Annotated in this window: 27 protein-coding genes; 17 read left to right on the top strand and 10 right to left on the bottom strand. The window is 39.7% G+C overall.

The genetic code is table 11. The annotated features are described in order from the left end of the window. Window positions 1-5 precede the first annotated feature (5 nt). The 3 genes from P2G54_RS10200 to P2G54_RS10190 all read right to left on the bottom strand — a co-directional run bounded on the left by P2G54_RS10200 (window position 6) and on the right by P2G54_RS10190 (window position 2,343). A complete protein-coding gene (locus P2G54_RS10200) occupies window positions 6-227 on the bottom strand; it encodes a FeoA family protein (protein WP_275870779.1) in 222 nt (73 codons plus the stop codon). Window positions 228-330: 103 nt separating this feature from the next. Next, window positions 331-957: a hypothetical protein gene (locus tag P2G54_RS10195; RefSeq protein WP_275870777.1), complete on the bottom strand. Its 627-nt coding sequence runs from the start codon at window positions 955-957 to the stop codon at window positions 331-333. Between the two features lie 126 nt (window positions 958-1,083). Beyond that, a complete protein-coding gene (locus P2G54_RS10190) occupies window positions 1,084-2,343 on the bottom strand; it encodes an FAD/NAD(P)-binding oxidoreductase (protein WP_275870775.1) in 1,260 nt (419 codons plus the stop codon). Between the two features lie 282 nt (window positions 2,344-2,625). Here P2G54_RS10190 and P2G54_RS10185 point away from each other — a divergent pair, with 282 nt between their 5' ends. Beyond that, window positions 2,626-3,282, top strand: coding sequence for a Crp/Fnr family transcriptional regulator (locus P2G54_RS10185; RefSeq protein ID WP_275870773.1), 657 nt, complete (start codon window positions 2,626-2,628; stop codon window positions 3,280-3,282). Here P2G54_RS10185 and P2G54_RS10180 read toward each other — a convergent pair whose 3' ends face one another. Continuing rightward, window positions 3,283-4,086: a universal stress protein gene (locus tag P2G54_RS10180; protein WP_275870771.1), complete on the bottom strand. Its 804-nt coding sequence runs from the start codon at window positions 4,084-4,086 to the stop codon at window positions 3,283-3,285. Between the two features lie 220 nt (window positions 4,087-4,306). On the opposite strand from P2G54_RS10180, the gene P2G54_RS10175 reads away from it, so the two are divergent. The 4 genes from P2G54_RS10175 to P2G54_RS10160 all read left to right on the top strand — a co-directional run bounded on the left by P2G54_RS10175 (window position 4,307) and on the right by P2G54_RS10160 (window position 6,653). Then, window positions 4,307-5,113, top strand: a complete 807-nt coding sequence (locus tag P2G54_RS10175) for a sulfite exporter TauE/SafE family protein (RefSeq protein WP_275870769.1) — start codon at window positions 4,307-4,309, stop codon at window positions 5,111-5,113. A gap of 16 nt (window positions 5,114-5,129) precedes the next feature. Then, a complete protein-coding gene (locus tag P2G54_RS10170; RefSeq protein WP_275870767.1) occupies window positions 5,130-6,005 on the top strand; it encodes a sterol desaturase family protein in 876 nt (291 codons plus the stop codon). Then, window positions 5,984-6,238 (top strand): hypothetical protein, encoded by a 255-nt coding sequence (locus P2G54_RS10165; RefSeq protein WP_275870765.1) that lies wholly within the window; start codon window positions 5,984-5,986, stop codon window positions 6,236-6,238. Before P2G54_RS10170 ends, P2G54_RS10165 begins: the two co-directional genes overlap by 22 nt. 79 nt (window positions 6,239-6,317) lie before the next feature. Beyond that, window positions 6,318-6,653: a rhodanese-like domain-containing protein gene (locus P2G54_RS10160; protein ID WP_275870763.1), complete on the top strand. Its 336-nt coding sequence runs from the start codon at window positions 6,318-6,320 to the stop codon at window positions 6,651-6,653. A gap of 61 nt (window positions 6,654-6,714) precedes the next feature. Here P2G54_RS10160 and P2G54_RS10155 read toward each other — a convergent pair whose 3' ends face one another. Continuing rightward, the gene (locus P2G54_RS10155; RefSeq protein ID WP_275870760.1) at window positions 6,715-6,999 is read right to left on the bottom strand and encodes a TIGR03643 family protein; all 285 of its coding nucleotides are present in this window, start codon (window positions 6,997-6,999) and stop codon (window positions 6,715-6,717) included. Between the two features lie 40 nt (window positions 7,000-7,039). Here P2G54_RS10155 and P2G54_RS10150 point away from each other — a divergent pair, with 40 nt between their 5' ends. Both P2G54_RS10150 and P2G54_RS10145 read left to right on the top strand, forming a co-directional pair. Continuing rightward, complete coding sequence (locus P2G54_RS10150) at window positions 7,040-8,509, top strand: deoxyribodipyrimidine photo-lyase (protein ID WP_275870758.1); 1,470 nt, start codon at window positions 7,040-7,042, stop codon at window positions 8,507-8,509. Beyond that, a complete protein-coding gene (locus tag P2G54_RS10145) occupies window positions 8,506-8,658 on the top strand; it encodes a DUF2256 domain-containing protein (RefSeq protein ID WP_275870756.1) in 153 nt (50 codons plus the stop codon). The genes P2G54_RS10150 and P2G54_RS10145 overlap by 4 nt, the downstream gene beginning before the upstream one ends. Before the next feature lie 71 nt (window positions 8,659-8,729). On the opposite strand, the gene P2G54_RS10140 is transcribed toward P2G54_RS10145, so the two are convergent. Further along, window positions 8,730-9,380: a sulfate ABC transporter permease gene (locus tag P2G54_RS10140; RefSeq protein ID WP_275870754.1), complete on the bottom strand. Its 651-nt coding sequence runs from the start codon at window positions 9,378-9,380 to the stop codon at window positions 8,730-8,732. Window positions 9,381-9,456: 76 nt separating this feature from the next. Between P2G54_RS10140 and P2G54_RS10135 the strand changes: the two genes are divergently transcribed. From P2G54_RS10135 to P2G54_RS10115, 5 genes are all read left to right on the top strand, one after another. Further along, complete coding sequence (locus P2G54_RS10135) at window positions 9,457-10,656, top strand: tol-pal system protein YbgF (RefSeq protein ID WP_275870752.1); 1,200 nt, start codon at window positions 9,457-9,459, stop codon at window positions 10,654-10,656. A 210-nt stretch (window positions 10,657-10,866) separates the two neighbouring features. After that, window positions 10,867-11,349, top strand: coding sequence for an Lrp/AsnC family transcriptional regulator (locus P2G54_RS10130; protein WP_073569973.1), 483 nt, complete (start codon window positions 10,867-10,869; stop codon window positions 11,347-11,349). A gap of 59 nt (window positions 11,350-11,408) precedes the next feature. Further along, complete coding sequence (locus P2G54_RS10125; RefSeq protein WP_275870748.1) at window positions 11,409-11,951, top strand: NUDIX hydrolase; 543 nt, start codon at window positions 11,409-11,411, stop codon at window positions 11,949-11,951. 3 nt (window positions 11,952-11,954) lie between these two features. Continuing rightward, on the top strand, window positions 11,955-13,298 hold the full coding sequence (locus tag P2G54_RS10120) for an MATE family efflux transporter (RefSeq protein ID WP_275870746.1): 1,344 nt from the start codon (window positions 11,955-11,957) through the stop codon (window positions 13,296-13,298). 36 nt (window positions 13,299-13,334) lie between these two features. Further along, entirely contained in the window at window positions 13,335-14,687 is a 1,353-nt protein-coding gene (locus P2G54_RS10115) for a M24 family metallopeptidase (protein WP_275870744.1), read from the top strand. 480 nt (window positions 14,688-15,167) lie between these two features. On the opposite strand, the gene P2G54_RS10110 is transcribed toward P2G54_RS10115, so the two are convergent. The 4 genes from P2G54_RS10110 to P2G54_RS10095 all read right to left on the bottom strand — a co-directional run bounded on the left by P2G54_RS10110 (window position 15,168) and on the right by P2G54_RS10095 (window position 19,958). Continuing rightward, on the bottom strand, window positions 15,168-15,467 hold the full coding sequence (locus tag P2G54_RS10110; RefSeq protein ID WP_275870742.1) for a GIY-YIG nuclease family protein: 300 nt from the start codon (window positions 15,465-15,467) through the stop codon (window positions 15,168-15,170). A 1,369-nt stretch (window positions 15,468-16,836) separates the two neighbouring features. Next, window positions 16,837-18,006 (bottom strand): MFS transporter, encoded by a 1,170-nt coding sequence (locus tag P2G54_RS10105; protein WP_275870740.1) that lies wholly within the window; start codon window positions 18,004-18,006, stop codon window positions 16,837-16,839. A gap of 85 nt (window positions 18,007-18,091) precedes the next feature. Next, window positions 18,092-19,193 (bottom strand): peptide chain release factor 2 gene (gene prfB, locus P2G54_RS10100; RefSeq protein WP_275870738.1). Its coding sequence is split into 2 segments (ribosomal slippage): window positions 18,092-19,132 and window positions 19,134-19,193, totalling 1,101 coding nucleotides; the frame shifts between segments, so codons are not numbered across the junction. 255 nt (window positions 19,194-19,448) lie between these two features. After that, window positions 19,449-19,958, bottom strand: a complete 510-nt coding sequence (locus P2G54_RS10095; RefSeq protein ID WP_275870736.1) for a hypothetical protein — start codon at window positions 19,956-19,958, stop codon at window positions 19,449-19,451. 777 nt (window positions 19,959-20,735) lie between these two features. On the opposite strand from P2G54_RS10095, the gene P2G54_RS10090 reads away from it, so the two are divergent. The 5 genes from P2G54_RS10090 to P2G54_RS10070 all read left to right on the top strand — a co-directional run bounded on the left by P2G54_RS10090 (window position 20,736) and on the right by P2G54_RS10070 (window position 26,673). Next, window positions 20,736-21,242: an ArsR family transcriptional regulator gene (locus P2G54_RS10090; RefSeq protein WP_275870734.1), complete on the top strand. Its 507-nt coding sequence runs from the start codon at window positions 20,736-20,738 to the stop codon at window positions 21,240-21,242. 197 nt (window positions 21,243-21,439) lie between these two features. After that, entirely contained in the window at window positions 21,440-21,823 is a 384-nt protein-coding gene (locus P2G54_RS10085; RefSeq protein ID WP_275870732.1) for a GxxExxY protein, read from the top strand. A 225-nt stretch (window positions 21,824-22,048) separates the two neighbouring features. Then, window positions 22,049-24,637 (top strand): SLBB domain-containing protein, encoded by a 2,589-nt coding sequence (locus P2G54_RS10080; RefSeq protein ID WP_275870730.1) that lies wholly within the window; start codon window positions 22,049-22,051, stop codon window positions 24,635-24,637. Between the two features lie 257 nt (window positions 24,638-24,894). Beyond that, window positions 24,895-25,275, top strand: a complete 381-nt coding sequence (locus P2G54_RS10075; RefSeq protein WP_275870728.1) for a four helix bundle protein — start codon at window positions 24,895-24,897, stop codon at window positions 25,273-25,275. A gap of 273 nt (window positions 25,276-25,548) precedes the next feature. Then, window positions 25,549-26,673, top strand: coding sequence for a Wzz/FepE/Etk N-terminal domain-containing protein (locus P2G54_RS10070; RefSeq protein WP_275870726.1), 1,125 nt, complete (start codon window positions 25,549-25,551; stop codon window positions 26,671-26,673). Window positions 26,674-26,857: the final 184 nt, after the last annotated feature.

The following is a 26,857-nucleotide window of genomic DNA, read 5'->3' as shown; positions in this document are numbered from 1 at the left end:
AAATATCAAAGAAGTTGTACATCCAACAAAGCCGCTTCTGACTTTCGCAAAGCCAGCATAGTGTCATCGAGACAAAATGCCATTGGACCATTTGAAGGAGCTACGTGCTGCAGTTTAATAGTCTTTCCAGGAAGAAAGCCCAATTCCATCAAGTTGATTCTTAAAGGGGAGTCCTTAATTTCTTTGATTAGGGCACTTCTTGATACGGGTAATTGGTCTGCAGTCATGAATAATTGGAATGGAATCTTTTCCTGTTTGCAAAAATACGTTATCTGGAATGAATCTAAAGAAAAATAAAAAAGATTTTTATCATGTTTCAAAAGATTTGTCCTAGTGGATGCTAAGAAGCTCTTCGTTTAAAATGAATTCTTTTCCATTTTCCAAGATTATCCTTAGGCTAAACTGTAATTGCACCTCTTTTCCGGGATCCAAGTTCCAGGTCAATTTGAAGAGGTCCTCCATATAGATGTCTCTGGGTTGACTCAAAAAATCCTCAATAGTTTGACTTTGCGCGGAGAAAAAATTTCCAATCAAAAAGAATTCGCTTAGTTCTTGTCCTACTTTGAGGACTGTTCCATTTTCAAAGGAAACTTCCTTGGAATTGTAGATCATGACATCTACCAATCGGTCAGCTGATTTGGGACTAGGAGGGCTGCATGCAAATGCAAATCCCGGTAAATTTTGACTTGCTGATTTTTCCAGGGCGATAGTTTCAATTTCTTTGATTCTAAATGATTTCGTAATGCTTGAATAGGGGAGAGTAGTTGTAGGACTAACTTGCTGTCCTTCCGTAGTAAGAGAAAGTGTTTCAAAGGATCTGATCCAAAAATCCTTTACCTCAAAGCTTGGAGAACATCCGCATGGATGATTGCAGGGTTCCCCGCATCCTATAGGCAACAAGCCTAACAAAACCAGTAAGCCAAAAGTTGTAAATAGTTTTTTCCGAAATGCATCCATAGGTTGGATTATTCACTTTCCAATTCGGTATACTTCAAATGGTTATAGATTGTTTAGGCTTTTCTTGGATTTAGATAAAAGTGAAAAAAAAAGCCCGGCTTGAAAACCGGGCTGATTTGCTGAATTTTAAGCTTTTCCTCGGAGCATTAGGTTCCAATACATAAATGGAAGCCCGTATTTTTTCAAGAGCCACATACTGTATTGCTCTTTGGAGGTATCTACAAATTTTGAGATGAGCGGATCACTATCTCGTATGTTGTCATATTTGAACTCCGCCAAAACCATCTTGCTGTAGCCTGTAACCAATGGACAGGAGGAATAACCGGAGTATGCGGCAGTTCCCACCTTTTGGGTTTTGATTAGTTTAAGGAGATTTTCCACTACCACAGGAGCTTGTTTTCTAACTGCAGCACCTGTTTTGGCTGTTGGAAGGTTGGCGACATCGCCTAAAGCAAACACATTGGGGAATCTCTGGTGCTGAAGTGAGTGTATGTCTACATCAACCCAGCCTTTTCCAGCGCCTTCCTGAATGGAAATATCCGATTCCTGGATAAATTTTGGTGCAGCTTGGGGTGGTGCTAAGTGCAACATGTCAAAATGAACCTTGACTAAATTGTCTTCTGTAACTTCCTCTCCAAGTTTGCTTCCTTTTTCAGGTTCATAGCTTGAATCCGGTTTGATGTATTTGAAATAAATTTCTTGTTTTTCTGCATCTATCTTTACAGGAGCCAAGAAAGGTTTGAAAATAATATTTCTCTCCTCGATGATTTTATTTAGGGTTTTGGCAAAGTCAGGAACACCAAAAATGATGGTTCCCGGAGTAATGAACGAAACATTTGTTTTTTCTCTTACCCCTGATTTTCTAAAATATTCTTCCGCCAAATACATGATTTTCTGAGGGGCTCCTCCACACTTGATCGGCGTAGTAGGCTGGGTGAAAACAGCATTCCCCCCTTTGAAATTTTGAAGTACATCCCAAGTATGTTTTGGGTTGGTGTAATTACTGCATACTACACCTTTATCCATGGCTTCTGGCAATCCGGGAATTAATTCAGGAGCCATGACCAAACCAGGCGCTACTACCAAGTATTCATACGTGAAATTTCCGGACTTTTCGGTGGACACGGTACTGTTCTTTCCCGAAATCTTTGTGGCCTTGTCCTTGATCCAATCGACACCTTTTGGAATATAATCTTTTTCATTTCTTGCGGTGTCTTCAAATTTATAGGTACCAGCACCCACTAAGGTCCATGCCGGTTGATAGTAGTGTTTTTCGGATGGCTCAATGATACCGATATTCAGGCTTGAATCTTTACGTTTCAATTGAGCTGCAGTGGTGATTCCGGCTGTTCCTCCGCCGATTATCAGAATCTGATAATGTTTCATTGTTTTATCGTTTAGGTCTATTCAGGTTTAGAAAGATAGAAATTGATTCCATTGGTTTTAGTGACTTTCCTCACCTTTTTCTAAGTGAAATATCAATAATTTAAAAACTCGTTATTTGTTATTGAACTATTTTGCTGAATGATTAATTGATTTTTTCATAGATGAATTTGAGTGTTTAAACTCAAAATTTTGAAATATAAGTCTTGGCCGAAGGCTGACGTTTGTGATATTTATCACTAATTTCGGCCTGTCATAATTTTAGCTTGGCAACTTTTCAAAAACATGACAATCGAAGAACTTAAAACCGCATTACCAAATTTTACTGACCCGAAGTTACTGAAGGCAATTCTTGAGAAAGGTCAAATCATGGAGCTTGAACCTGGACAGATTGTAATGGAACCAGGTAAATTCATCAAATCAGTCCCCATCGTTCTGGAAGGTTCCATTAAGATAATGCGAATGGATGAAGAAGGAAAGGAATTGTTCTTGTATTATTTAGATCCCGGAGAGACCTGTGCCCTTTCATTGACCTGCTGCACTACCTCAAAACCTAGCGAAATCAAAGCTGTGGTGGAGGAAAAAGCTCTTTTGATTATGATTCCAGTCGCGGTGCATGAACAGTTTATGGATGAGTTCAAGCAGTGGAAGGATTTTGTTTCTTCCACCTTCCAAAACCGTTTTCAGGAGATGTTAGTAGCTCTAGATGCGGTAGCCTTTAAGCGAATGGATGAGCGTTTGATGCGGTATATCGTCACCAAAATGAAGCAACACAAGACCAACGAGCTTCAAACTACCCATCAGGAAATTGCCAATGAACTAGGAACCTCAAGAGAGGTGATTTCCAGACTTCTCAAACAATTGGAAAAAAAGAAGTGGATTGAACTGGGACGTAATGTTATTTACATCCGAGACGACTTTGAAGAATTGATTAGCAAATAATCAGCTCATAACCAGAAGTGGTACATGAGTATGGTAGGCCATTTCAACCGATTGGCTTTTGGTCAAGATTTGATTCCAAAGATTTCGGTGTTCATGACACATGACCAATATCAAATTCTCGTGTTCATCCAAGTATTGCTCTAGTCCTGCTGAGGCACTTTCAGCATAGAAAGTGTGGATTCTGGTATTCAATTCGGGGTATTTTATTTCCAGGTATTTTTCCAGCCCCATGGAAGATAGACTGTTTTTGAAGTCTGTGTCTGTTTGCACATGTAGGAACTCAAGTCCAAGGCCCCATTTTCCACTCATATTTACTACCCAGTCGATGAATTTTTCTTCATGGTTGGCAAATTCCAAGGCTAGGGTTACTTTTTGAATCTGGGAAACAATGGCGGATGCAGGTACTACCAAAACAGGGATGTTTGCTTCTTTAATCAAATTCACCGTTGTGCTCCCAATTAAAGCTTTTTTGAGCCCACTGGCACCCTGAGTACCCATTACTATTAAGGAGGCTTGCTGCTCATCTGCAATTTTAACGACAGTAACGGATGTTGTCCCTTCTTTGATCAAGTAATCCATCTTGATTTCAGTAGCCGAATAGGTCTGGATGAGTTTGTTCATCATGGCCTCTGCGTCTTTATGCATGCTTTCAAGAGCGATGGCGGCTTGTGAAGCAAAATCATAAACCAAGTCTATCACATGAACCAAAGTGATGGATCCGTGTTTTTTATCTGCCAGTGCAATGGCAAATTCAAGGGCTTTGATAGAGTTTTCTGAAAAATCTACCGGGACGACGATTTTCATGGCTTTCAATTTATTGTCCTAATTTATCTGTTTTAACTTCAAAAAAACATGATAAATATCACAGCTGTGTGAAATATAAGTGAGCATAAATATGGGGATTAGATAGTAACTAGTGTCAATATATTCTGACTTGATTATTAGTGAGCATGTAACATTTGTCACCGCATGTGGGGGTATGAGTTAGCTACTTTTGTGTTGTTAAACTTTAAAACAAGAAATTATGGATATCATAGTTATAATAGGTTTTGCAGCAGCAATTCTTATTGGAGTTAGTTTAGGCCTGATCGGTGGTGGCGGTTCAATCCTGACCGTTCCGGTTCTGGTTTATATCTTAGGAGTGGATCCGGTATTGGCTACTGCCTATTCTTTGTTTGTTGTGGGCTCCACATCTTTGGTTGGAGCTGGAAACTACATGAAGCAGGGCTTGGTAGATTATAAGACAGCCCTTGTTTTTGCAATTCCTTCATTTATTGCTGTATTCCTGACACGAAAATTCTTGGTTCCTGCACTTCCTGATCCTTTATTTTCCTTAGGTGAAACGGCTATAACCAAGAACGTGGGTATCATGGTGTTTTTTGCCATTATCATGCTAGCAGCATCTTACTCCATGATTAAAGGAGGAGCCAAAAAAGAGGAAAAAGAAGAAGGAGAAGTCAAGTTCAATATCCCTATGATTGCTTTGGAAGGTTCTATCGTTGGCGTTATCACGGGTATTGTTGGTGCAGGAGGAGGATTCCTGATAATTCCTGCTTTGGTACTTTTGGCTAAACTTCCAATGAAACTGGCAGTTGGTACCTCCTTGTTGATCATTGCAGCTAAGTCACTGATTGGTTTCCTTGGCGATGTGTCCAACCAGCCTATAGACTGGCAGATGCTGTTGATCTTTACCGGACTATCTATTGTAGGTATTTTCATTGGTAGCTCCTTGTCCAAGAAGATCAATGAAAAAGCCCTTAAGAAAGGCTTTGGATGGTTTGTGTTGTTGATGGGTATTTATATTATTGGAAAAGAATTAATCGCATTGTAAATAACTTCCATTAATCTTGGAAAAATATTTTAAAACATTCATTGATGGCTACTATGGGTACTGGAATTATCTGACTTCAGAAATTCTGTACCCATCGTGGCATAATTACTTCTGGTGGTTAGTAGGACTTTCTGTCTTGGTTTGGTCATTGGAAATCATTTTTCCCTGGAGAAAAAATCAGTCTATTTTCCGAAAGGATTTCTGGCTGGATGCTTTCTACATGTTTTTCAACTTTTTTCTATTCTCCTTGGTCCTGTATAATGCAGTCTCCAATGTGTTTGTCGAACTCTTCAATGATTTCCTGGGGTTATTCGGGATCACCAACTTAGTGGCAATTGAGGTAGGGTCCTGGCCTGTTTGGGGTCAATTTTTACTTATGTTCCTAGTAGCGGACTTTATCCAGTGGAATGTCCATAGATGGCTTCATTATTCCCCTACACTTTGGGAGTTTCATAAGGTTCACCATTCCGTAGAGGAAATGGGCTTTGCGGCGCATCTTCGCTATCACTGGATGGAAACTGTCGTTTACAAGTCAGTGCAATATATTCCCCTTGCCATGATTGGTTTTGGACTGGATGATTTCTTTATCCTTCATATCATCACTGTAGCCATTGGTCATCTCAATCATGCGAATGTAAAGATCACCTATGGGCCCTTGAAGTATATTTTAAACAATCCGGTCATGCATACCTGGCATCATGCCAAGCATCTTCCCGAAGGTAGTCACGGAGTGAATTTTGGGATCAGTCTCAGTTTGTGGGACTACCTTTTTGGAACAGCTTATATCCCAAATCCTGGGAAAGATGAGCCTTTAGGCTTTGATCATATGGAAGAATTCCCGAAAACCTTTTGGACGCAAATCACTTACCCATGGCTGAAAAAGAAAAAGTAACCTCCCTGAATCCATTTAATCAATGGAGAACTGTAATTCTCCTTTCCTTAACGCTTGGATTGGCTCCATTTGTGCCCGAACCCCACATTTGGGGTAAAATCAAATGGGTTGCTGGTGGAGCTGTAGGAATGAAGTTGATCGATTGGGGAGATCTGATCTTTCATGGGTTTCCTTGGCTTATGTTCCTGAGACTCGCATTTCTTGAAGTAAAAAAGAAATTATCAGCAGCCTAAAATACTGTTGTGACTTTTATTACTGATTTGAGATGCTATTGGGATTTACCTTTGTATCATAAAATATAAACTGACAACTATGTTTAATTTCTTTCAATCGAAACCAAAAAATTACGAAGATATCCCAGTAGGTGAGTTTCATGAGTTGATGCTTCAACCTGATACAGTAATTCTAGATGTGAGAACTCCAGGTGAGTTTGCTTCAGGAAAAATCAGAGGAGCCAGAAACATCGATATCATGTCCAGAGATTTTGTCAATCAGGTGAAAAACCTTCCTAAAGACAAAACCTACCTGATCTATTGCCGCAGTGGAAACAGAAGTGGACAGGCTTGTGAGATTATGGCGGATTTAGGCTTCGAAAAACTTAAAAATATGGCAGGAGGCATCATGAGATGGCCTTTTGAAACAGTGTAATACGGGTTTATTGTTGGAAAAAAGTGGGTCATATGGCCCACTTTTTTTGCTTTACACCCATTCAACGTTTTGATATTTTGTTCTGACTGATACCCCTTTGCATTTTTGACTTGAAACGGACAGGATTTTTCGCTGAAGTGTTAGAATGTTTGGTCGGCCGTCCCTGAACTCTCGCTCGCCACATTTTGAAAGAACTTCTTTTCATGTTTCTCCGCATAATATCAATGGTTTCGGATTCATTGATTCCAAATTGAGCTTTGATGGCATCGAAAGGAGTTCTGTCTTCCCAAGCCATTTCAATGATACGGTCAAGGTCTTCCTCTGTCAGAAATTTTAAGTTTTTCATGTTTTTCAAACTTTCTGGCCTTTGTAAAGTTTGAAGCCATGTGGAGAAAATTTCTGTAGTTTGGTTAAAAAGGGATTTAAGATTCAGCGATCATGAACCCCTCTATGAAGCAATTCAAGATGCTCTTCCAATAGTTCTTGTTTATTGTTTTGAACCATCCTTGGTTTCTGCTCCTCAAAGTGATGCAAGGCATTGGAGATTTGTTTGGGAAAGCTTGCAGGACATGCAGATCAGATTAGCGCCTTTCAATGCATCAGTTCAGGTTTTTTATGAAGAAGTCGAGGTTGTTTTTGGCCTTTTAGCCAAGGAATATGCTATTAAATCAGTCTATTCACATCAAGAAACAGGAATCGGGATTACTTTCCAAAGAGACCTGCTCATGAAAAAAATTTTTGCTGAAAAGGGGATTATATGGAAAGAGTACCTTCAGCAAGCTGTGCAAAGGGGAAGGAAAAACCGGAAAAGCTGGAAAAGTGACTGGACTGATTTTATTAAAAAACCTTTAAAAAATCCTCCTCTCGATAAAGCTGTATTTCTAAATTTATCAAGATCTCCGATTGAAGAATTTTCTCGATTCTCCGTTCCGTCGGAATGGAGAACTCCAAATTCCAAGATGCAGCCTGGCGGGGAGTCTTATGCCAGGAAATATTTGAATAGTTTTTTCGCAGAGAGAGTTGAAAATTACAGCCGCCATATCAGCAAGCCTGAGCAGAGTAGAAAAGGTTGCAGTAGGCTTTCCCCTTATTTAGCCTGGGGATGTCTGTCCATTCGGGAATTATATCAAATCTCTGAAATTCATATTGGGAATGGGGCTCCAATTAAGGATGTGATAAATTTTCAATCCAGATTGAGATGGCATTGTCATTTCATCCAAAAATTTGAAATGGAGCCTAGAATGGAACATGAACACATTAATAGGGGCTTTTTTAAATTGATTTTTCCAGAAAAGGAAGAATGGATTAGAGCATGGGAAGAAGGGAAAACGGGTTACCCTTTGGTAGATGCCTGCATGAGGTGTTTGCGGGAAACAGGATATTTGAATTTTCGAATGCGAGCAATGCTGGTGAGTTTCTTAACCCATTATTTGGGGCAAAGTTGGCAAAAAGGAGCAGACTTCTTGGCTCGGATGTTTTTGGATTTTGAACCGGGAATCCATTATCCACAGCTACAAATGCAGGCTGGGGTAACCGGTATCAACACGGTTCGAATTTATAATCCCGTCAAACAATCTCAGGATCATGATCCTGAGGGTGTTTTTATTCGAAAATGGGTTCCTGAACTTCAAAAGGTTCCCAATTCATTCATTCATAGACCTTGGGAATTAACTGCCATTGAGCAAAAGGATTTAGGTTTAGAAATAGGTCAAGATTATCCGTATCCGATTGTTTCTCCGCAAATAGCTGCCAATCAGGCAAGAAAAAAGATTTGGGATGCACAAAAGGATACAGATGTGAAAAGGGAGGCTTTGAGAATCCTTGAAAAGCACACAATACCGAAACGTAGAAAATGAAAAAGGAAAACTTGCCCGTCAAGATTTGTGCTGTCTGCCAGCGACCTTTCACTTGGAGGAAAAAATGGGAGAAAAACTGGGCGGAGGTTAAATTTTGCTCCAAAAAATGCAGGGGAATGAAATCTAGTCAGAGGATTCCCTCACATTAGAATGATTATTTGTCAAACGAGTTTTCCCATGGGAATTAAAAAGAATGATTACATGAAAAATTCATTGTGCTTTAGCTCCGGTACACAATGATGTACCAAGAAAGCCAGATTGCCAAAGGAAGGAAATAACTCAAAAGAACGGCAAAAATAGATTCCCGTAAGGGTCTATTGCTGATTGCATGGAAGCCCAATACCCAAATATAACCATAGGCAAGTTCAAATAGGTTGAGTGTTCCAAATGCATAGTGATAGCGGTCTTCTAAATTTTCCGGACCGAACAAAGCCAATAGTGAAAATGGTCTATACTCCATGATTTCGGTAAAAGTGACATTACTATTGGTTCCGATGAAAACCAAAAAGCGGATCAATTCAGGAAATAAAAAGACAAATTCAGCTACAAGTGCAAACTGCCAAAGCTCTTTGAATGAGAGTTTGTAGCCCAAAAAGAATCCCCCTACCCAAAAGAGAAAGGCAATGACTGTAAATTTCAAAAGAAGGGCAAAGGGAGTCCAAATGTAATCCAGGGTATTGAATACATGGAAAATCATCAGTTCGCCTTTTGCATCTAAATTTTCTGAATCTGGAATGGATTCAATGATCAGCGCGTTGGTGAGATATCGGATCAAAATAAAAAGAAGTACCAATACCAAAAAATAAAGCCTCTTATCGAAATCAATCAAGGCTTTTAAACGTTCAGCTTTAGGAGAAATAGATTTAGGCATTTTTAAGATCAATCTAATCCAAATCTACAGGTTTGTGCGAGATATGGTATAATTTTGCCTTTTATTCAGAGGTTTTATGTTGAAGAAGAGTGTTCAGATAGTTTTGTTTTTAATTGGCTTGATAGCAGGGCAATTGACTTTTGCCCAGTCAGCTCCGGCAGATAGTTTGGTTTATGTGCCTTCCCCGTATCTGCTGCTGGACCGTGGTCTCCAATATCGGGTTACCAAGTCCATCAATAGCATGTATAATTTTGATTTTGAGACAGCTGAACGGGACTTTCAAGTGTTGGCTTATCAGTTTCCAAACCATCCTCTTCCGGATTTTTTGATGGCCTTGAGTTATTGGTGGAGAATTGAGGTGGATGTGACTAATACCGCCTATGATGAATTGTTTCTCAATTATATTGAGCGGGCCAATGAAAAGGCCGAACAATTGTTTGATGAAGATGAGACCAATAAAGAAGCAGCCTTTTTTCTTGCAGCGGGATATGGTTTTCAAGGAAGATTGTTGTCCGAAAGAAAAAGCTGGACTCGAGCTGCTTGGGCTGGTAAAAATGCTTTGAAATACATGGAATTGAGTAGGGGAGAAGAGGAATTTAATCCGGAATTGCTCTTAGGTGATGCCCTGTTCAATTACTTTTCCGTTTGGATTCCGGAAAATTATCCCCTATTAAAACCGGTAATGGCTCTTTTCCCCAAAGGCAGTAAGGAATTAGGGATACAGCAATTGGAATACGTTGCTGAAAATGCATTTTATACCCGTATTGAGGCTATGTATTTTTTGTTTCGTCTCTATGCCTCCGAAGAAAAGAAACCGTATGAGGCCCTAAGAATATCAGAATACCTGCACGGGAAATTCCCGAACAATCCATATTTCCACAGGTCCTATGCACGACATCTTTATGCCGTTGGAAAATGGACTGAATCCGTTAAGGAGTCTTTTGAAATTTTGGATAGAATCAAAGCCGGTCAAGTGGGCTATGAGTCCAATAGCGGTAGATATGCCTCATTTTATTTGGCGCAGTATTACGAACGTATTGGAAATGAAGCGGAAGCCAAGAGCTATTATCTTAAAACGCTTTCTTTTGGGGAAGAATCCGAATCTCAAGAAAGTGGCTATTACCTATTTTCATTGGTGCAGTTGGGTAAAATAGCTGCGGAAGAAGGGAATAATAAACTTTCCAAAGATTATTTCAAAAAAGTGAAGAAGTACGCAAAGCGAAAACATCCCGCTCATCAGGCCGCAAGGGATTTTATCAAAAAGAATAAACTTTAATTAAAATCTTTACGTTTCTAGAAAATAATTCAGGAGATAATTTGAATTTTTCTAGGCTCAAAAGGGTTTTCCTTAGTATTCTTTGCTAAATCCCTTTATTGGCTAAAGAAAATTTTGATTTTAACTGATTAAAAAGCGAATAATCGTTTTAAAATTTTCCTTAAATATTATAACTTTGCACCACATAAAATTTTGTAAATGCAAGAGATCATGGATAATAGCGTAAGAATCAAATTCGATAAAATCGACCGCAGAATTTTAGAAATTCTTCAGGGAAACGCTAAAATCACAAACGCCCAACTATCTAAAGACATTGGACTTTCACCTGCTCCCACCTTGGAGCGTGTGAAAAAATTGGAACAGTCCGGAATTATCAAAAGTTACCATGCCAAATTGGATCCTGAGAAGATCGGATTGGGTGTAAGCACGTTTGTATTAGTGAGCTTGATCGGACACAACAAGGCCAATATCGATGCTTTCATGAAAGAGATCAATGGTATTCCTGAGGTGATCGAATGTCATCATATCACTGGTACGGGCGACTTTATCCTTAAGATAATTGCAAAAGATATCACAGCCTATCAGAAGCTGATGTTGGAAAAAGTGTCTGAAATCAAAGAAGTGGATTCCATGCAGTCCATGGTGATTCTTTCCACCTTCAAAGATTCAAAAGTATTGCCTATTCCAGCTTAATAATTGGCTTTTGTAAACCATATTGGGTGGCGAAAGTCACCCTTTTTTTTTGAGAAAACATGACCGATAACCCCTGGAAAACCAAAGCCGTTCAAACTGTTTACGAAAACCCGTGGATTAGATTAGAACAGCATGATATCATCAACCCTGCCGGTAAGGACGGGGTGTATGGAAAGGTTCATTTCAAAAACAAGGCCATGGCCATCATTCCGATTGATGAGGAAGGATATACTTGGTTGGTAGGCCAGTTTCGGTATACACTCGATGCGTATTCTTGGGAAATTCCAATGGGTGGAGGACCAATTGAATTGGACTTGCTGGAAAGTGCAAAAAGGGAACTGAAAGAAGAAACCGGGCTGATTGCAGAAAAGTGGACAGAAGTATTGAAAATTCATACTTCAAATTCTGTAACAGATGAGGAAGGGATAGTCTATTTGGCGGAAGGACTCACGGAGGGGGAGACTGAATTCGAAGAAACCGAGGTCCTGCAGGTCAAAAGAATTCCTTTTAAGGAAGTAGTGGAGATGGTTATGACAGGGGAAATTACTGACTCAATAAGCATTGCAGGAATTTTAAAAGTTGCCCGAATATTGGGCTATTAAAAGATGACAATTCGAGACCATTTTAACAGCACTTTTAAGCTGGCTTATCCGGTTGTTCTAAGCCAATTGGGCCAAGTCTCCGTTGGGGTTGCGGATAGCATGATGGTAGGAAGATTAGGGGCAGTTCCACTTGCGGCCGCGTCCTTGGCCAACAGTATCTTTTTCGTCATTTTGATGTTTGGGATGGGGATTTCCATGGGGATCACTCCATTGGTGTCTATGGCTGAAGGCAAAGGAAAGGCTGGAAGAATTGGAAGGCTGTTTCAACATGGCCTATGGATTAATATAATCACAGCTTTTGTTTTGATAAGTATTATTCTGGGTCTTTCACAAGGTTTACAGTTTTTGGATCAACCGGAAGAGGTGGTGGATATTGCCATTCCCTATTTATTTGTCATTACTGCCTCTCTTTTTCCCTTTATGGTTTTTCAAAATTTCAAGCAGTTTGCGGAAGGACTTTCTCAGACTCGCCAGGCAATGTTTGTGACCATCTTCTGCAACTTGGTCAATGTATTTCTGAACTGGGTTTTGATTTTCGGGAAATTGGGTGCCCCTGAAATGGGTTTAATGGGAGCCGGCTGGGCCACTTTGATCTCAAGAGTCTTGATGCCTCTGATGATGGGGTGGTATGTCATGAACTCCAAGCGGTATTTGAATTTCAATTTACAAATTGGGATTAGCAAACTCAGCTTTCCCATGATCAACCGGATATTAAAAATTGGCCTGCCAACAGGTTTTCAGTTTATTTTCGAAGTAAGTGCTTTCGGTTCTGCAGCCATTATGATGGGATGGATAGGGGTAAATGCCCTGGCAGGACATCAAATCGCATTGAACCTGGCATCCATCAGCTATATGATGGCCGCTGGACTCAGCACAGCAGGAATGATTAGGGTAAGTAATCAGATTGGTAGAAATAATTATAAGGCCATGAGGGAAGCAGGACTGGTAATCTTTGGGATGGTCTTGATATTTATGGCGTTTACTGCCATTCTTTTTGTGACTTTGAGAAATTACCTTCCCATGTTATATATCGATGATCCAGAGGTAATCGCTACTTCAGCCTCCTTGTTGATCATTGCGGGTCTGTTTCAGCTTTCCGATGGCGCACAGGTTGCAGGCTTGGGAGTTTTGCGAGGAATGGAGGATGTGAAATTCCCTACTTGGATCACACTTTTTGCCTATTGGGGGCTGGGTCTTCCTTTGGGGTATTTTTTGGCCTTCGAACTGGGACTTGCAGAAAGAGGAATTTGGTATGGACTTTTGACTGGCTTGAGTATTACCGCAGTCATTCTTTTTTATCGCTTTCACCAATTAAGTAAAAGAGCCATTGTAATGAATAAGGATTGAATTAATCTCTTAAATTCAATCCTAAATTCAAATACAATGCAAAAAATACTGATAATACTGATTTTTATTTCTTCATATTCATTTTCCCTTTATTCCCAGGATTTAGCTGTCCTTACTACCCGAGCCCAAGCAGAGGTCATTGATTCTTGGCTGGAAGACCGGGTGGAAAATCTCTTGCCTGAATTGATGACGGAAACCGGGATTGATATGTGGGTGGTGATTTCCAGAGAGTACAATGAGGATCCAGTAATCAGAACTTTGCTTCCTGCTACTTGGATGGCTGCTAGGAGGAGAACTATTTTGGTCATGTTCCAGCCGGGACCAAACCAAAAAGTGGAAACGTATGCCATTGCCAGGTATGATGTTGGTAAATCTTTCAAAAGGGCCTGGGATCCGGAATCCCAACCAGACCAATGGCAGGCATTGATGGAGTTGATCAGTTCAAAGAATCCAAAAAAGATAGGATTGAATTTTGGGAAGGATTATGGACATGCAGATGGCTTGACTTTTTCCGAACATCAATCCTTCATGGCAAAGCTTCCTTCAAATTTTAGAGATCGAGTAGTTTCTGCCCAGACCTTGGCTGTTCGCTGGCTGGAGACTCGGACAGCTTCCGAAATGGCTACCTACCGCCATATTCAGGAGTTGGCTCATGCTATTGTACAAGAAGGACTATCCGAAAAAGTAATTACCCCCGGAGTAACCACCACCGAGGATGTTGTTTGGTGGTATAGGGAAAAAATCAAATCCCTGAAGTTGGATACATGGTTTCACCCATCAGTTGATATTCAAAGGCCCGATTCTTCAATCGATGCCGCCAGTCGTTCTTTTGCCTCCAGACCTAACGATGGAGTGATTTTGCCTGGGGATTTGCTTCATATTGATTTTGGAATCACTTATTTAAGGTTGAATACCGATACTCAGGAAATGGCCTATGTTCTGAAACCCGGAGAGAATGAAGTCCCAGATTATCTACAAAAGGCATTTGAAACAGGAAATAGGCTCCAAGATATCCTGACATCAAATTTTGTAAAGGGGAAATCCGGAAATGAAATTCTAAAAGCAAGTAGAAAACAAATGGAGGAGGAGAGGATTCGAGGAAGCATCTATACCCATCCATTAGGCTTTTATGGACATTCGGCTGGACCAACCATTGGAATGTGGGATAACCAAGGGGATACTCCGGGAGCGGGGGATTTTTCTTTAAACGCAAATACTGCTTATGCCATTGAATTAAATGCTGTGGTATTTGTGAAAGAATGGAATAAGGATGTAAGAATCATGTTGGAAGAAGGGGCTTTTTTTGACGGGGAAAAAGTGACCTATTTCAATGGAAGACAGAAGAAAATCTTGGCTATTCCAAGAAGATCTAAACATTTAGGAAATTAAGAATTGGATCCAACCACTTAACGCTTAACAGCTTTAACGATTAACCTGTTAACCAATTAACCTTCAAAAGGGAAAAGGACAAAGGTTTGCCGTCTTTGCGATTCACGTAATCGAAGGAAGCTTTTTTGCCTGGCCGTCATTGCGAACGGAGTGAAGCAATCTGTATTACAATTTTTGGTGCATTAAGATTGCTTCGGGACGAATTGAATACTTGATTCAATCGGTGTTTTTGAAACGTCCCTCGCAAAGCCGTAAAAGACAATGCTTTGCCGTCATTGCGAACGGAGTGAAGCAATCTGAATTACAATTTTTGGAACCTTAAGATTGCTTCGGGACAGATTGAATACTTAACTCAATGGTGCCATAGAAATATCCCTCGCAATAACGTAAAAGACAATTCCTGGACGTCATTGCGTAGGGAGTGAAGCAATCTGTTTTAGGAAATATAGGATGTTTAAAATCATGGCTGAAACCCATTATTTACCACTTTTGAATGTCTTCCCAAAGGTCTCTCCAATTTGGGTTCAAACTGTTAATTAAGGCTTCCTTCTTATTTCTACTTCCAGCTTTAATTTGTTTTTCTCTGGCTAAAGCTTCTTCAATGGTATGAAAAGGCTCGAAATATACAAGTTTAGATAAATTATATCTGGCTGTAAATGAATTAGGGTTAGACTTGGATCTATGCTCATAAACTCTTCTGATGAGATCATTTGTTACTCCGGTATATAAGACTGACTTTTTCCAATTTGTCATGATGTAAATAGCTCCACCTTTTTTCATGTTATTCTCTTCTCAAAACCAATCCAGTTGAATTTAGTCAATTGTGAATTTTTACCGAAGAATTTTTGACATTTGCGATTCAGGGGATCTAAAGAAGCAAATTTTTTGAGAATTCGAAGAAGCTAAAGATTGCTTCGGGACGAATTGAATACTTGATTCAATCGGTGTTTTTGAAACGTCCCTCGCAATGCCGTAAAAGACAATGCTTGGCCGTCATTGCGAACGGAGTGAAGCAATCTGAAATACATTTTTTGGAACCTTAAGATTGCTTCGGGACCAATTGAATTCTTGAATGAATTGGTGTCATAGAAATATCCCTAGCAATGACGTAAAAGACAATGCTTGGCCGTCATTGCGAACGGAGTGAAGCAATCTGCATTACAATTTTTGAAACCTCAGGATTGCTTCGGGACAGATTGAATACTTGACTCAATGGTGTCATAGAAATGCCCCTCGCAATGACGTAAAATACAATGCCTGGCCGTCATTGCGAACGGAGTGAAGCAATCTGTATTACAATTTTTGGTGCCTTAAGATTGCTTCGGGACGAATTGAATACTTGATTCAATCGGTGTTTTTGAAACGTCCCTCGCAAAGCCGTAAAAGACAATGCTTTGCCGTCATTGCGAACGGAGTGAAGCAATCTGAATTACAATTTTTGGAACCTTAAGATTGCTTCGGGACAGATTGAATACTTAACTCAATGGTGCCATAGAAATATCCCTCGCAATAACGTAAAAGACAATTCCTGGACGTCATTGCGAACGGAGTGAAGTAACCTAAATTAAAATTTTTGAAACCTTTAGATTGCTTTGGGACCGATTGAATACTTGATTCAATCGGTGTTTTTAAAACGTCCCTCGCAATGACGTTAAAGACAATGTCTGGCCGTCATTGCGAACGGAGTGAAGCAATCTGAATTACAATTTTTGGAACCTCAAGATTGCTTCGGGACAGATTGAAAATTTGACCCAATCGGTGTTTTTGAAACGTCCCTCGCAATGCCGTTAAAGACAATGTCTGGCCGTCATTGCGAACGGAGTGAAGCAATCTGAATTACAATTTTTGGAACCTCAAGATTGCTTCGGGACAGATTGAAAATTTGACCCAATTGGTGTTATAGAAATGTCCCTAACAATGACGTAAAAGTCAAGGCCTGGACGTCATTGCGAACGAAGTGAAGTAATCTGCATTACAATTTTTGGAACCTCAAGATTGCTTCGGGACAGATTGAATACTTGACTCAATGGTGTTATAGAAATGCCCCTCGCAATGACGTAAAAGACAATGCCTGGACGGCGCCCTTGCGAACGTAGTGAAATAGAAGTATCCTGTTTGGGACAAAATTTCCCCTTATACCAAATTGAATTTAGACTTGGTACTTTTTCTTTCTCAAGAAAATCAGGATCAAAAATCCGGAAAATGCAATTGCCCCGCTAGTCAAAAACGCCAGCCTAAAATTTTCAGCTTTGTTTGCATAAAGAAAGCCGGAAACAATGGCCCCAATTCCAATTCCGGCCTCTAAGAATATATACATAGTGGCTAAGGCTCTTCCGCGGAATTTATCGAGGGATAAATCCACGACCCAGGCCGTTGTGGTTGGGCTGTACATTCCCACAGCACAGCCGAATAATACACCCGCTCCCATTAAGCCTGCCTTACTTTCGGAAAACGCGATGGTTATCAAGGCTAAGACCATGGTTAGACTTGCAACCCGCATGACCGGAACACGGCCGTATTTATCAGATGTTTTTCCTGCAACCAACCTGATTCCAAGTGAGGAAAGGGTAAATACTGCAAAGAATAATCCCTTGTTTTCAATGCCTAAATGAGTGGAAAAATCTGGGATAATGGTCAAAATCACCCCAAAGGAAAATACCAGTAGGAACAATACCATGGACGGTACCAACACCCTTTTTTCAATAATTTCATCTTTTTTTAATTTGAATAGGCTCCATGAAATGGGCTCTTTTTCTACCAAGGTTTCTTTCAACCTAACCAAGATCAGAATCGAAAAGATGGCTGTAAATGCAGAGAAATAGAACAGGGTGTTGATTGACCATTGGGTAGCAATCCACCCTCCAATTGCCGGTCCGGCGGCCATTCCCATGGAGCCAAAGAAGGACTGGATTCCCATGGCTTCTCCACGCTGCTGAATAGGAACAATATCCGCAACATAAGCGGAAGTGCCGGTTGGTTTGAATCCGGCAGAAAAGCCATGGACAAATCGCAAAAACAAAAATCCTCCAACAAAACTCATCAAGGGGTATAATAAGCCTACTATAAAGCATACCGTGGTGCCTACAATCATCACGGGGATTCTTCCGATTTTATCAGCCAATTTTCCGCTGAAGGGTCTTGAAAGTCCGGCTGAAAGCGTGAATAAGGAAATAATCAATCCTTTGTAATCTTCACCTCCGAGGGAAGTCAAATAGGAGGGGAGTTCGGGAATGATCATGTTGAATGAGGAGAAAAATAAAAAGGAACTCAAACTGAGTAGGAAGAAATTGAGCGTAAAAAAGGAAGGAAGTATTCTCATAAATGACAATTCGGATTTAGAAAATAAAGGCGCACTTCATACCAAATACAATTAGAAAAGGCCGAATGAATATCCGGCCTTTTCTTTATTCTTTATTAGCTTCTTCCTCGCTTTGGGCGAGTAGGTAAGCTTTCATAAATTCATTTAATCCTCCATCCAAAACGTGTTGGGTATCAGATGTTTCATAACCTGTTCTGTTGTCCTTTACAAGTTTGTATGGATGCAGTACATAGTTTCTTATCTGGGAACCAAAATCTACTCGCAGTTTGGAAGATTCAATTTTGGCAATTTCCGCATTCCTTTTTTCCAACTCCATTTGGTACAAACGGGACTTCAGCATTTGCATGGCTTTTTCCCGGTTGGCAAGCTGAGAACGCTCCACTTGGCAAACCACCACAATACCGGTTGGTTTGTGGGTTAGCTGAACTTTGGTTTCAACCTTGTTGACATTCTGACCACCTGCACCTCCTGATCGGGAAGTATGCATTTCTACATCCGCAGGGTTGATTTCAATTTCAATGGAATCGTCCACTTCCGGATAGGCATAAACAGAGGCAAAGGAAGTATGTCTTCTTCCTCCTGAATCAAAAGGAGAAATCCTTACCAAACGGTGAACACCGGTTTCAGATTTCAAAAAACCATAAGCCAACGGGCCTTCAAATTCCAATGTGGCAGATTTGATTCCGGCGACTTCTCCTGGCTGAACATCTACTTCCCGGACTTTGTATCCGTTTTTCTCGCCCCACATGATGTACATTCTCATGAGAATTGAGGCCCAGTCGTTACTTTCTGTTCCTCCTGCCCCGGGATTGATTTCAAGGACGGCGTTCAATTGATCCTCTTCTGATGAGAGCATCTTTTTGAGTTCCAGTTCCTCAACTGCGGCTTTGGCTTTTAGGTATTCAGCCTTGATTTCATCCTCGCTGACTTCATCAGCGGAATAAAACTCATAAAGTACCTCTAAGTCCTGGATAATTTTATCCAGATTTTCGAAGGAACTGGTCCATCCCTTTCTTACCTGGATTTGTTTCATTGTTTTTTCAGCCTCTTCAGGATTGTTCCAAAAGTCAGGCTGGGCCGAAACGGCCTCTAGATCTTCTATTTCTGCTTTCTTCCGATCGTAGTCAAAGATACCTCCTTAAAGCCGAGGTGCGGGCTTTCAAGTCTTTCTGTTGTTCCGAAGTCATGATGTTTAAATTGAAAATGAAGCTGCAAAAGTCTGAAAAATAAATGGCTTTTGCTAAAGCGAATTTACTATTCCTAAGAACGATTGAATAAAGATGAAAGGCAAAAGGAGAATGGGTAAGAGAACTCCCCCTAATCGATCAACCAATTAAGTAGTTAGTCAATTGGTAAACGCTATATTTAGGAAGAACGATACTCAACCCACACCTTATAACCTACGATCTTTTGATTCAAACAAATGGTTTGAACTCAAAAAATCACTCATCCATCCGCATCAGGATAATCTGAAGTCTGTTTCTTCCTTGGTTTCGAAACGTCTTGTATCGAAGCGGTAGCATTCCAATTCCCAAACCAGTTAAGATGGCAGAAGTCAAACCAACCCCTTTGTTGATTGAAAATTCATCCCGTTGATAGATTGAATTAACAGATTCTACAGTAAAAAGCAGGATTCCCGCTCCCAGAAACAAGGAATTAAAATTTTTCAGTGTACTGTTTCTGGGATCCTTGTTTCGAATATCAATCTCCAAAATGTCATTTGGGGAAAGGATATTTTCACTCAGATAGATGTAATTTTGATCAAATTCCTTGATCACATCCGTAACGAAATAGCCCAATTTGGCACTTTTGTAGGTGATTTGCTCGCCTGCATAATATCTAATTTGGGATTTGGAGTTGACACCTTTTTTTAAAAGCAAAAAATCACTTGACTGGGCAAATGCTCCGGATAGCGTGATAAAAATTAAAAATGCGGTTAGCATATTTTTCATAGGTCTAATTAAAGAAGTAATTGGATAAAGAAAAAGAGAACCACGAATTCCTCAAATTAAACGAAAGAAAAAAGGAAAGGTGTACCATGTAACGCTTTACCATTTCAAAATTTAAAGGATTATCTGGATCGGGATGCAATCCCAAGCTTTAATCGTATGCTTTCCAATCCCGTATGCCATCCAAACGCTCAATTTTAAACTCATAACCTACGATCATAATCAGTAAATCCAGCTGTTCGACATTTGCAATGTCGAACTATATATCGTAGGATTTTCAATCCGAAAGGTGGTCTTTGTCTAGCTGGCAATTCAACCCATTTCCAAACCCAAACCCTGCGCCAGCGTTGGAAATAACTTCAATTTTGTGACCCAAGGTTTCACCTTGGGTTATTCACAGTTCGACTCCTTTGGAGTCCTTTTATCCAATCACCGTTTCCCCTGAACAATTAACCAGTTAAACAGTTAACCAATTAACCGATAATACCATTGAGTAGTAAGCTCGGATGATCAACCTATAACCAATAACCTACAACTCACAACCTACCTAAAAGACTGCCGCGTCGGCTTACCGCCTCCTCGCAGAGTGACGAAAGCCATGAGCTTTTGACTCTCCTTAGATCCTTTATCAGTTAACCAGATAAACAAGGAACTCCGAATATTTTCAAAAAAACAACTCAAAATCAACACCTTATAATTTCCCTTAAAAAATTGTCTCAAAATACTTTTGTAAAAAAACTATGACGAGTACTTTTGTGACTCGCTTGATTTGCGATTTTTATGCTGAATTCTTTAATCACCTCTAAGACAAGACTCCGGCTACTGGTAAAGTTTTTTAGTAACCCTAAAAATCAGGGTCATCTTCGTGGGTTGGCTGAAGAATTCGGGGAATCAACCAATGCTATCCGAAAAGAACTGAATAATCTTTCGGATGCAGGTCTTTTGGTCAAAATCAACGATAAAAACAAAATCGATTACCAAGCAAATATTAATCATCCGCTTTTTTCCAATCTTCAGGATTTGATCAGGAAATATTTGGGTTTTGACAAGCTACTCAGCACAGTTCTTGAAAGAATGGGGAACGTGACTCAGGTGGCCTTGGTAGGAGATTATGCTAGAGGATTGGACTCTGGAGAGATTTGTGTTGAAATCTGTGGTGAGGACTTGGATGGGGAATATTTGCTTCACTTGAGTGAACGCATAAAGGAGTCCATTCAAAGAAAAGTAAGCTTTGAGATTCGGGAAGAAATTACCGATCAGGAGGCTTTGATATTGTTTGAGAAATAAAGATTTTTCCTGTAAAGGAGAACTTGATTTCATTGGTAAATTTAAGCCGCTAAGCACAGAAATGTGACTGAAAGGGCGAAGCTGTAACCACGAATTGGTAAAAACCACGAATTGCGCGAATTATCACTAATAAAATTTAGTTAGCGTTGAACATGAATAGAAAAAATCATTCTAGGATTAATTTGAGAGAATCTTAAATGATTTTTAAGAAGGAGACTTACGAAATTGTTGGGGCAGCGATGAATGTGCATAAAGAACTTGGAGGAGGTTTCTTGGAAAGTGTATACCAGGAGGCTTTTGGTATTGAATTAGCAGATCAAAATATACCGTTTGAGAAAGAAGTTAAATTACCGATAATTTTCAAAGGCAATACCTTGACAAAATTCTTTATCGCCGACTTTGTATGTCATGGTGATATTATAGTAGAGCTAAAAAGTTGTTCCATGATTCTCGATGAACATTATGCTCAAGTAATCAACTACCTTAAGGCTACAAACAAACCCCTAGGTCTACTTTTAAACTTCAGTCCAAAGTCACTTGAATTTAAGCGAATAATTCTAGATCCTAAAAGTGATAGTTGACACTTTGTGTAATTGCGAGCTATGCGAGCCAAAATTCATTAAAAAATTTGTGTAATTCGTGGTTAAAATTATTCTCTTAGAACTTACAGATTCACCGAATAAAAATTTTAAAGTCTTAGTGTAATTGCGAGGTCTGCGAGCTCAAATTGAATAAAATTAGCGTAATCAGCGCAATTCGCGGTTAAAAATACTAATCCAATTTTGCGATTAAACTTCATTCTCTTCATGAAAAAACTTTTGTTCCTCTTAATTCTTTTTACTGCTCAAATAGTGGTACAGGCACAGTCTCTGTCGGATATTCAGAATTTGAAAGTTGATAACTTGTCTGATGCACAGATCGAACAACTTCTGAAAAGAGCTGAGTCCTCTGGTTTGAATGAGCAGCAATTAGAAGCCTTGGCACTGGAAAGAGGCTTGCCTGCTGGAGAAGCAGCAAAACTAAGACAGCGAATTATGGCGCTTAGAAGTGGAGCCAGTTCTATGAAGAGTTCAGGTGAATCCAAGGAATCTACTGGAATGAGACAGGTTGTAGGTTTGCCAAACCAAGATGGAGATCCATTTGAAGAAATCAGAAAGTCAGATCCCTATTTTGATTTGACACCTACTCAGAAGAAGATTTTTGGTTTTAAACTTTTTCATAACAGGGAACTGACATTCAACCCAAGTTTGAACATCCCAACTCCTCAGAGCTATACTTTGGGAGGAGGTGATCAGTTGCTGATCGATGTATATGGAGCTTCCCAACAATCTTACGATCTGACAGTAAGTCCAGAAGGAACTATTTTGGTTCCTAATGTGGGACCAATCAAAGTTGGGGGTGCCACAGTAGGGGCAGCGACTGGAAGAGTTCGGTCCGCCTTGAGTAGAATTTATTCAGGCCTTCAGGGAAGTAATCCCAACACCTTTATGGAATTGAGATTGGGGAATATCAGAACCGTTTCCATTTCCATGGTTGGAGAGTTGACTAAGCCAGGTACATATACCCTTCCTTCATTCGCTTCACCTTTCAACGCCTTGTTTGCAGCAGGTGGACCCAGTGAGAATGGTTCCTTCCGGCATATACAGATTTACAGGGATAATAAATTGCTTACCGAGTTGGACGTATATGAGTTTCTGACGAAAGGGGAATCTGGAAATTTGATTACCCTGAGAGACAACGATGTTATGATCGTTCCTCCAGTTAGAACCAGAGTTGAGCTCCTTGGAGCGGTAAGAAGGGAAGGACTTTTTGAAATTAAGTCGGGGGAGACCTTGGAGGATTTACTTCTTTTTGCAGGAGGATTTTCCAGTATAGCCTACAAGGATAGACTTTCGGTTAGTAGGAAAACCGGAAAGGAAATGAAGATTGAAGATGTGGAAGCAGGCAATTTTCCTTCTTTTAATCCACAGGATGGGGATGTTATCAGAGTCGGTAAAATCCAAAGCCGTTTTGCAAACCGGGTGCAGGTTACCGGAGCTTTGGAAAGACCAGGGACCTTTGAGTTAGAGGAGGGAATGGGTGTTAAAGAATTAATTGCCAAGGCAGAAGGCTTGAGGGAAGATGCATTTTTGAACAGAGCAACTCTCTACAGAACCAAAGCTGATTTTTCATTGGAGATTCTTCCTGTGGATATTCGGGCAGTAGTCAATGGAGAGGCTGAGGATATTTTATTGCAAAAAGAGGATGTGTTGAATATTCCAAGTATTTATGAGTTGCGTGAAGAATACTTTATAAAGATCTCCGGAGAAGTCAATAAGCCAGGTTCCTTTTCCTTTGGGGACAACATGACGGTGGCTGATTTGGTAATGAGAGCAGGTGGATTTAAGGAGTCTGCAACTTCATCCAGAATTGAAATTGCCAGAAGAATAAAAGATGATGTTTCCGGAAAGCTCGCTGAAATCATCGTTTTGGATATAGATAGGGATTTGAAGGTTTCTGGAATAAAGGCGAATGATCCTCTGCAGCCATTTGACCATGTGATGGTGAGAAGAAGTCCCGGATTTCAGGATGAAAAATTGGTAAGTGTAGAGGGTGAAGCGTTTTATCCAGGACAATTTGCTATAGCTCATGCTGATGAACGCATTTCAGATCTATTGAAAAGGGCAGGAGGCTTGACTTCCTATGCCTATGTCAAAGGAGCTACCCTAATTCGAAGAAATGAGTTTTACAAAAGCCCTTCAGAATATGAAGTGAAGGCTGAAAACCTCAGGGGTGTAAAATCCAATATCAGCAGAGACAGTTTAAATCAGACTGAATCGGAGAAAGTATTACTCAATAGAATTGATCAAAAAATTTCCCAAAGAGGGGAGGAAAGTTCCCGGGAAAATTTGCAATCCAGTGAACTGAGAAAGGCTTCCATTGAAAATTTGGGTGAGGGTGAAGTTGAGGAATTTGAAATGAGAGACACAGAACTGATCGGGATTGATCTGCAGGCAATTTTGGCTAATCCGCATGGACCTCAGGATTTGATTTTAAGAGAAGGGGATGTACTCAGCATTCCAAAACAATTGCAAACCGTCAGGATGAGAGGAGAGGTTTTGTATCCTACCTCAACCCGATATAAAAATGGTACTGGTTTCAAATCCTACATTTCCCAAGCTGGTGGCTTTACGGATAAATCCAGAAAGGGAGGAAGCTATGTGGTTTATGCCAATGGGGATGTAAGCAGAACCAAGAAGTTTTTGTTCTTCAATTTTTATCCCGGAATCGAACCTGGGGCAGAAATCATTGTGCCTACCAAACCTGAAAGGGAAGGGATGAGTGCCCAAAGTTGGATAGGCATCGCATCGAGTTTGGCTACCTTAGGTATTTTGGTGGATAGGATAATTCAATAAGGCATGATCGTTAAAAGTTAAACGTTAATTGTTAAGCCGTAGATTTAGGTAAAGGATTTAATTGGTTAAAGTTTAACCGTTAAGCAAGGATAAGGAAGGGGCAGTGCTTGATTCGGAAATTGTTAAATCGTTAAACGTAGGTGCTTTTTTAGTTTTGGGTTAATTTTTATAAACTTGGTTTGAAAATTTGAATCAAATCTTTAAAACCTTCCACATTAAACGACTTTAACATTTTTAACGCTTAACATTTAACCCCTATGACCATCAAAAACTTTGAAGAACTTGAAGTTTGGCAAATAGCGAGGGACTTGTGCGTTTTAGTTAGAAGATTGACAAGGAATCCTGAATTTTCAAAAGATTTTCGGTTTTGTAGTCAAATAAATTCCTCTTCGGGTTCTGTAATGGATAATATAGCTGAAGGGTTTGAAAGAGATGGAAATAAGGAATTCATACAGTTTTTATATGTTGCTAAGGCTTCATCAGCAGAGACAAGATCACAATCTTATCGTGCTCATGATGCTGGATTTATATCTCTAGAAGAACATTTAGAGGTATTAAAAAAAACGGAAAGTCTCAAATATAAAATCCAAGGTTTGATTCAAACCCTAAAAAACAGTGGAGGAAAAGGTTATAAGTAACGTTTACCGAGTAGAGTATTTGACAACTATTGAAGAATCGATTAAATGTAGGCCCTTTAATGTTAATAGTTAATTGTTAAATCGTTAAAACTTGGGTCTTTGGCTTTCTACATCAAAATTTTTAAGCCCAGTAATATTAATCTACTTTATCCCAATAACATTTTATGATTTTAACACTTAACATTTTTAACGTTTAACATATTTAACGCTTAACATTTTTAACGTTGAGCACAATAATGCTTTTAATAGCCTTAAAAAAATAGTATCGAATTCATGACAGAAACGAATCAATATAAACAAGAACCGGACGAAGACGAAATCGACCTTCTTGCCCTGGCAAAAACTGTTTGGAATAATCGAAAAAAGGTAATCTCCATAACCTTGATTTTTATGGTTTTGGGTTTGTTCGTGGCTATCCTTTCTCCAAAAGAGTTTACCGCCTCCTCCGCCTTTATTCCACAAACTGCTGAATCCGGAAAAGCGGGAGGTAGCTTAAGTGGTTTGGCATCATTGGCTGGGATCAATTTGGGAGGGATTTCTGGTGGCTCTGAAATACCTCCGGCCTTGTATCCCAAATTTGTGGGCTCAGTTCCTTTTAAAAAGGCCTTATTAGAGGCAGAAATTTCTTTGCCTGGATCCGGGGAAAAAGTAAGTTATCGACAATACTTCACCGAAATTTATTCACCTGGGGTTTTAGCTTTGTTTAAGGAGTATACGGTTGGTTTACCCGGAAAAATCATAAAAGCGATCAAAGGAGGAGATGAAGGTTCATTCCTGCCTAGTGAAGGAGGAGAATTACTCAGTGTGAGTCAGGAGGAATTTGAATTGTTTAAAATTTTGGACAATCAGCTGGCAGTTACTCCCAATGATAAAGAAGGCTTTGTATCTATTTCCTTTGTAATGCCTGACCCTATTATGGCAGCCCAAATGGCTAAATATGCGGAGACTTTGCTCCAAAAGGAGGTCATAGCTTATAAAATCCAAAATGCCCGGGAACAATTGAAGTATACCGAGATTCAGTTTGAGGAGAAAAAAACAGAGTTTGAAAAGATTCAGTCCCGCTTAGCTAATTTTAGGGATAGAAACCAAAATATCGTTTCAGCATCTGTAAACAATGAATTACAAAGACTGGAGGCTGAGTACAATTTTGCTTTTAGCATTTACACCGAATTGGCGAAGCAATTGGAACAGGCGAAGCTGCAGGTCTCCAAAGACACTCCCATCTTTTCAGTGATTCAGCCTGTTACTATTCCCACAGAAAAATCAGCTCCCAAACGCCCTCTGATTCTGGTTATTTTCACCATTTTGGGATTTATCCTAGGCTTAGGTTCGGTTTTTGGTGCTGAGTTTTTAAAGGGAGTAAAAGAGCAATGGAAGGAAACAGAAGGTAAAGTGTAAGAGTTAATCGTTAAATGTTAAGCGTTAATAGTTAAAAATTATATTAATGTTTATAGTTATAATCTTTGCGCTCTTAACACTTAACATCTTTAACGTTTAACGTTTTTAACATCTTTAACATTAAACTTTAAATAACTTTTTCTTTTTTAATTTAAATAATATTCTAAAACCTGATTTAAGTAAT

This window comes from Algoriphagus sp. CAU 1675 (assembly GCF_029222925.1).
Lineage (GTDB): Bacteria > Bacteroidota > Bacteroidia > Cytophagales > Cyclobacteriaceae > Algoriphagus.
The sequence above is the reverse complement of the archived record's forward strand: the minus strand, read 5'-3'. Positions and strand labels throughout refer to the sequence as shown.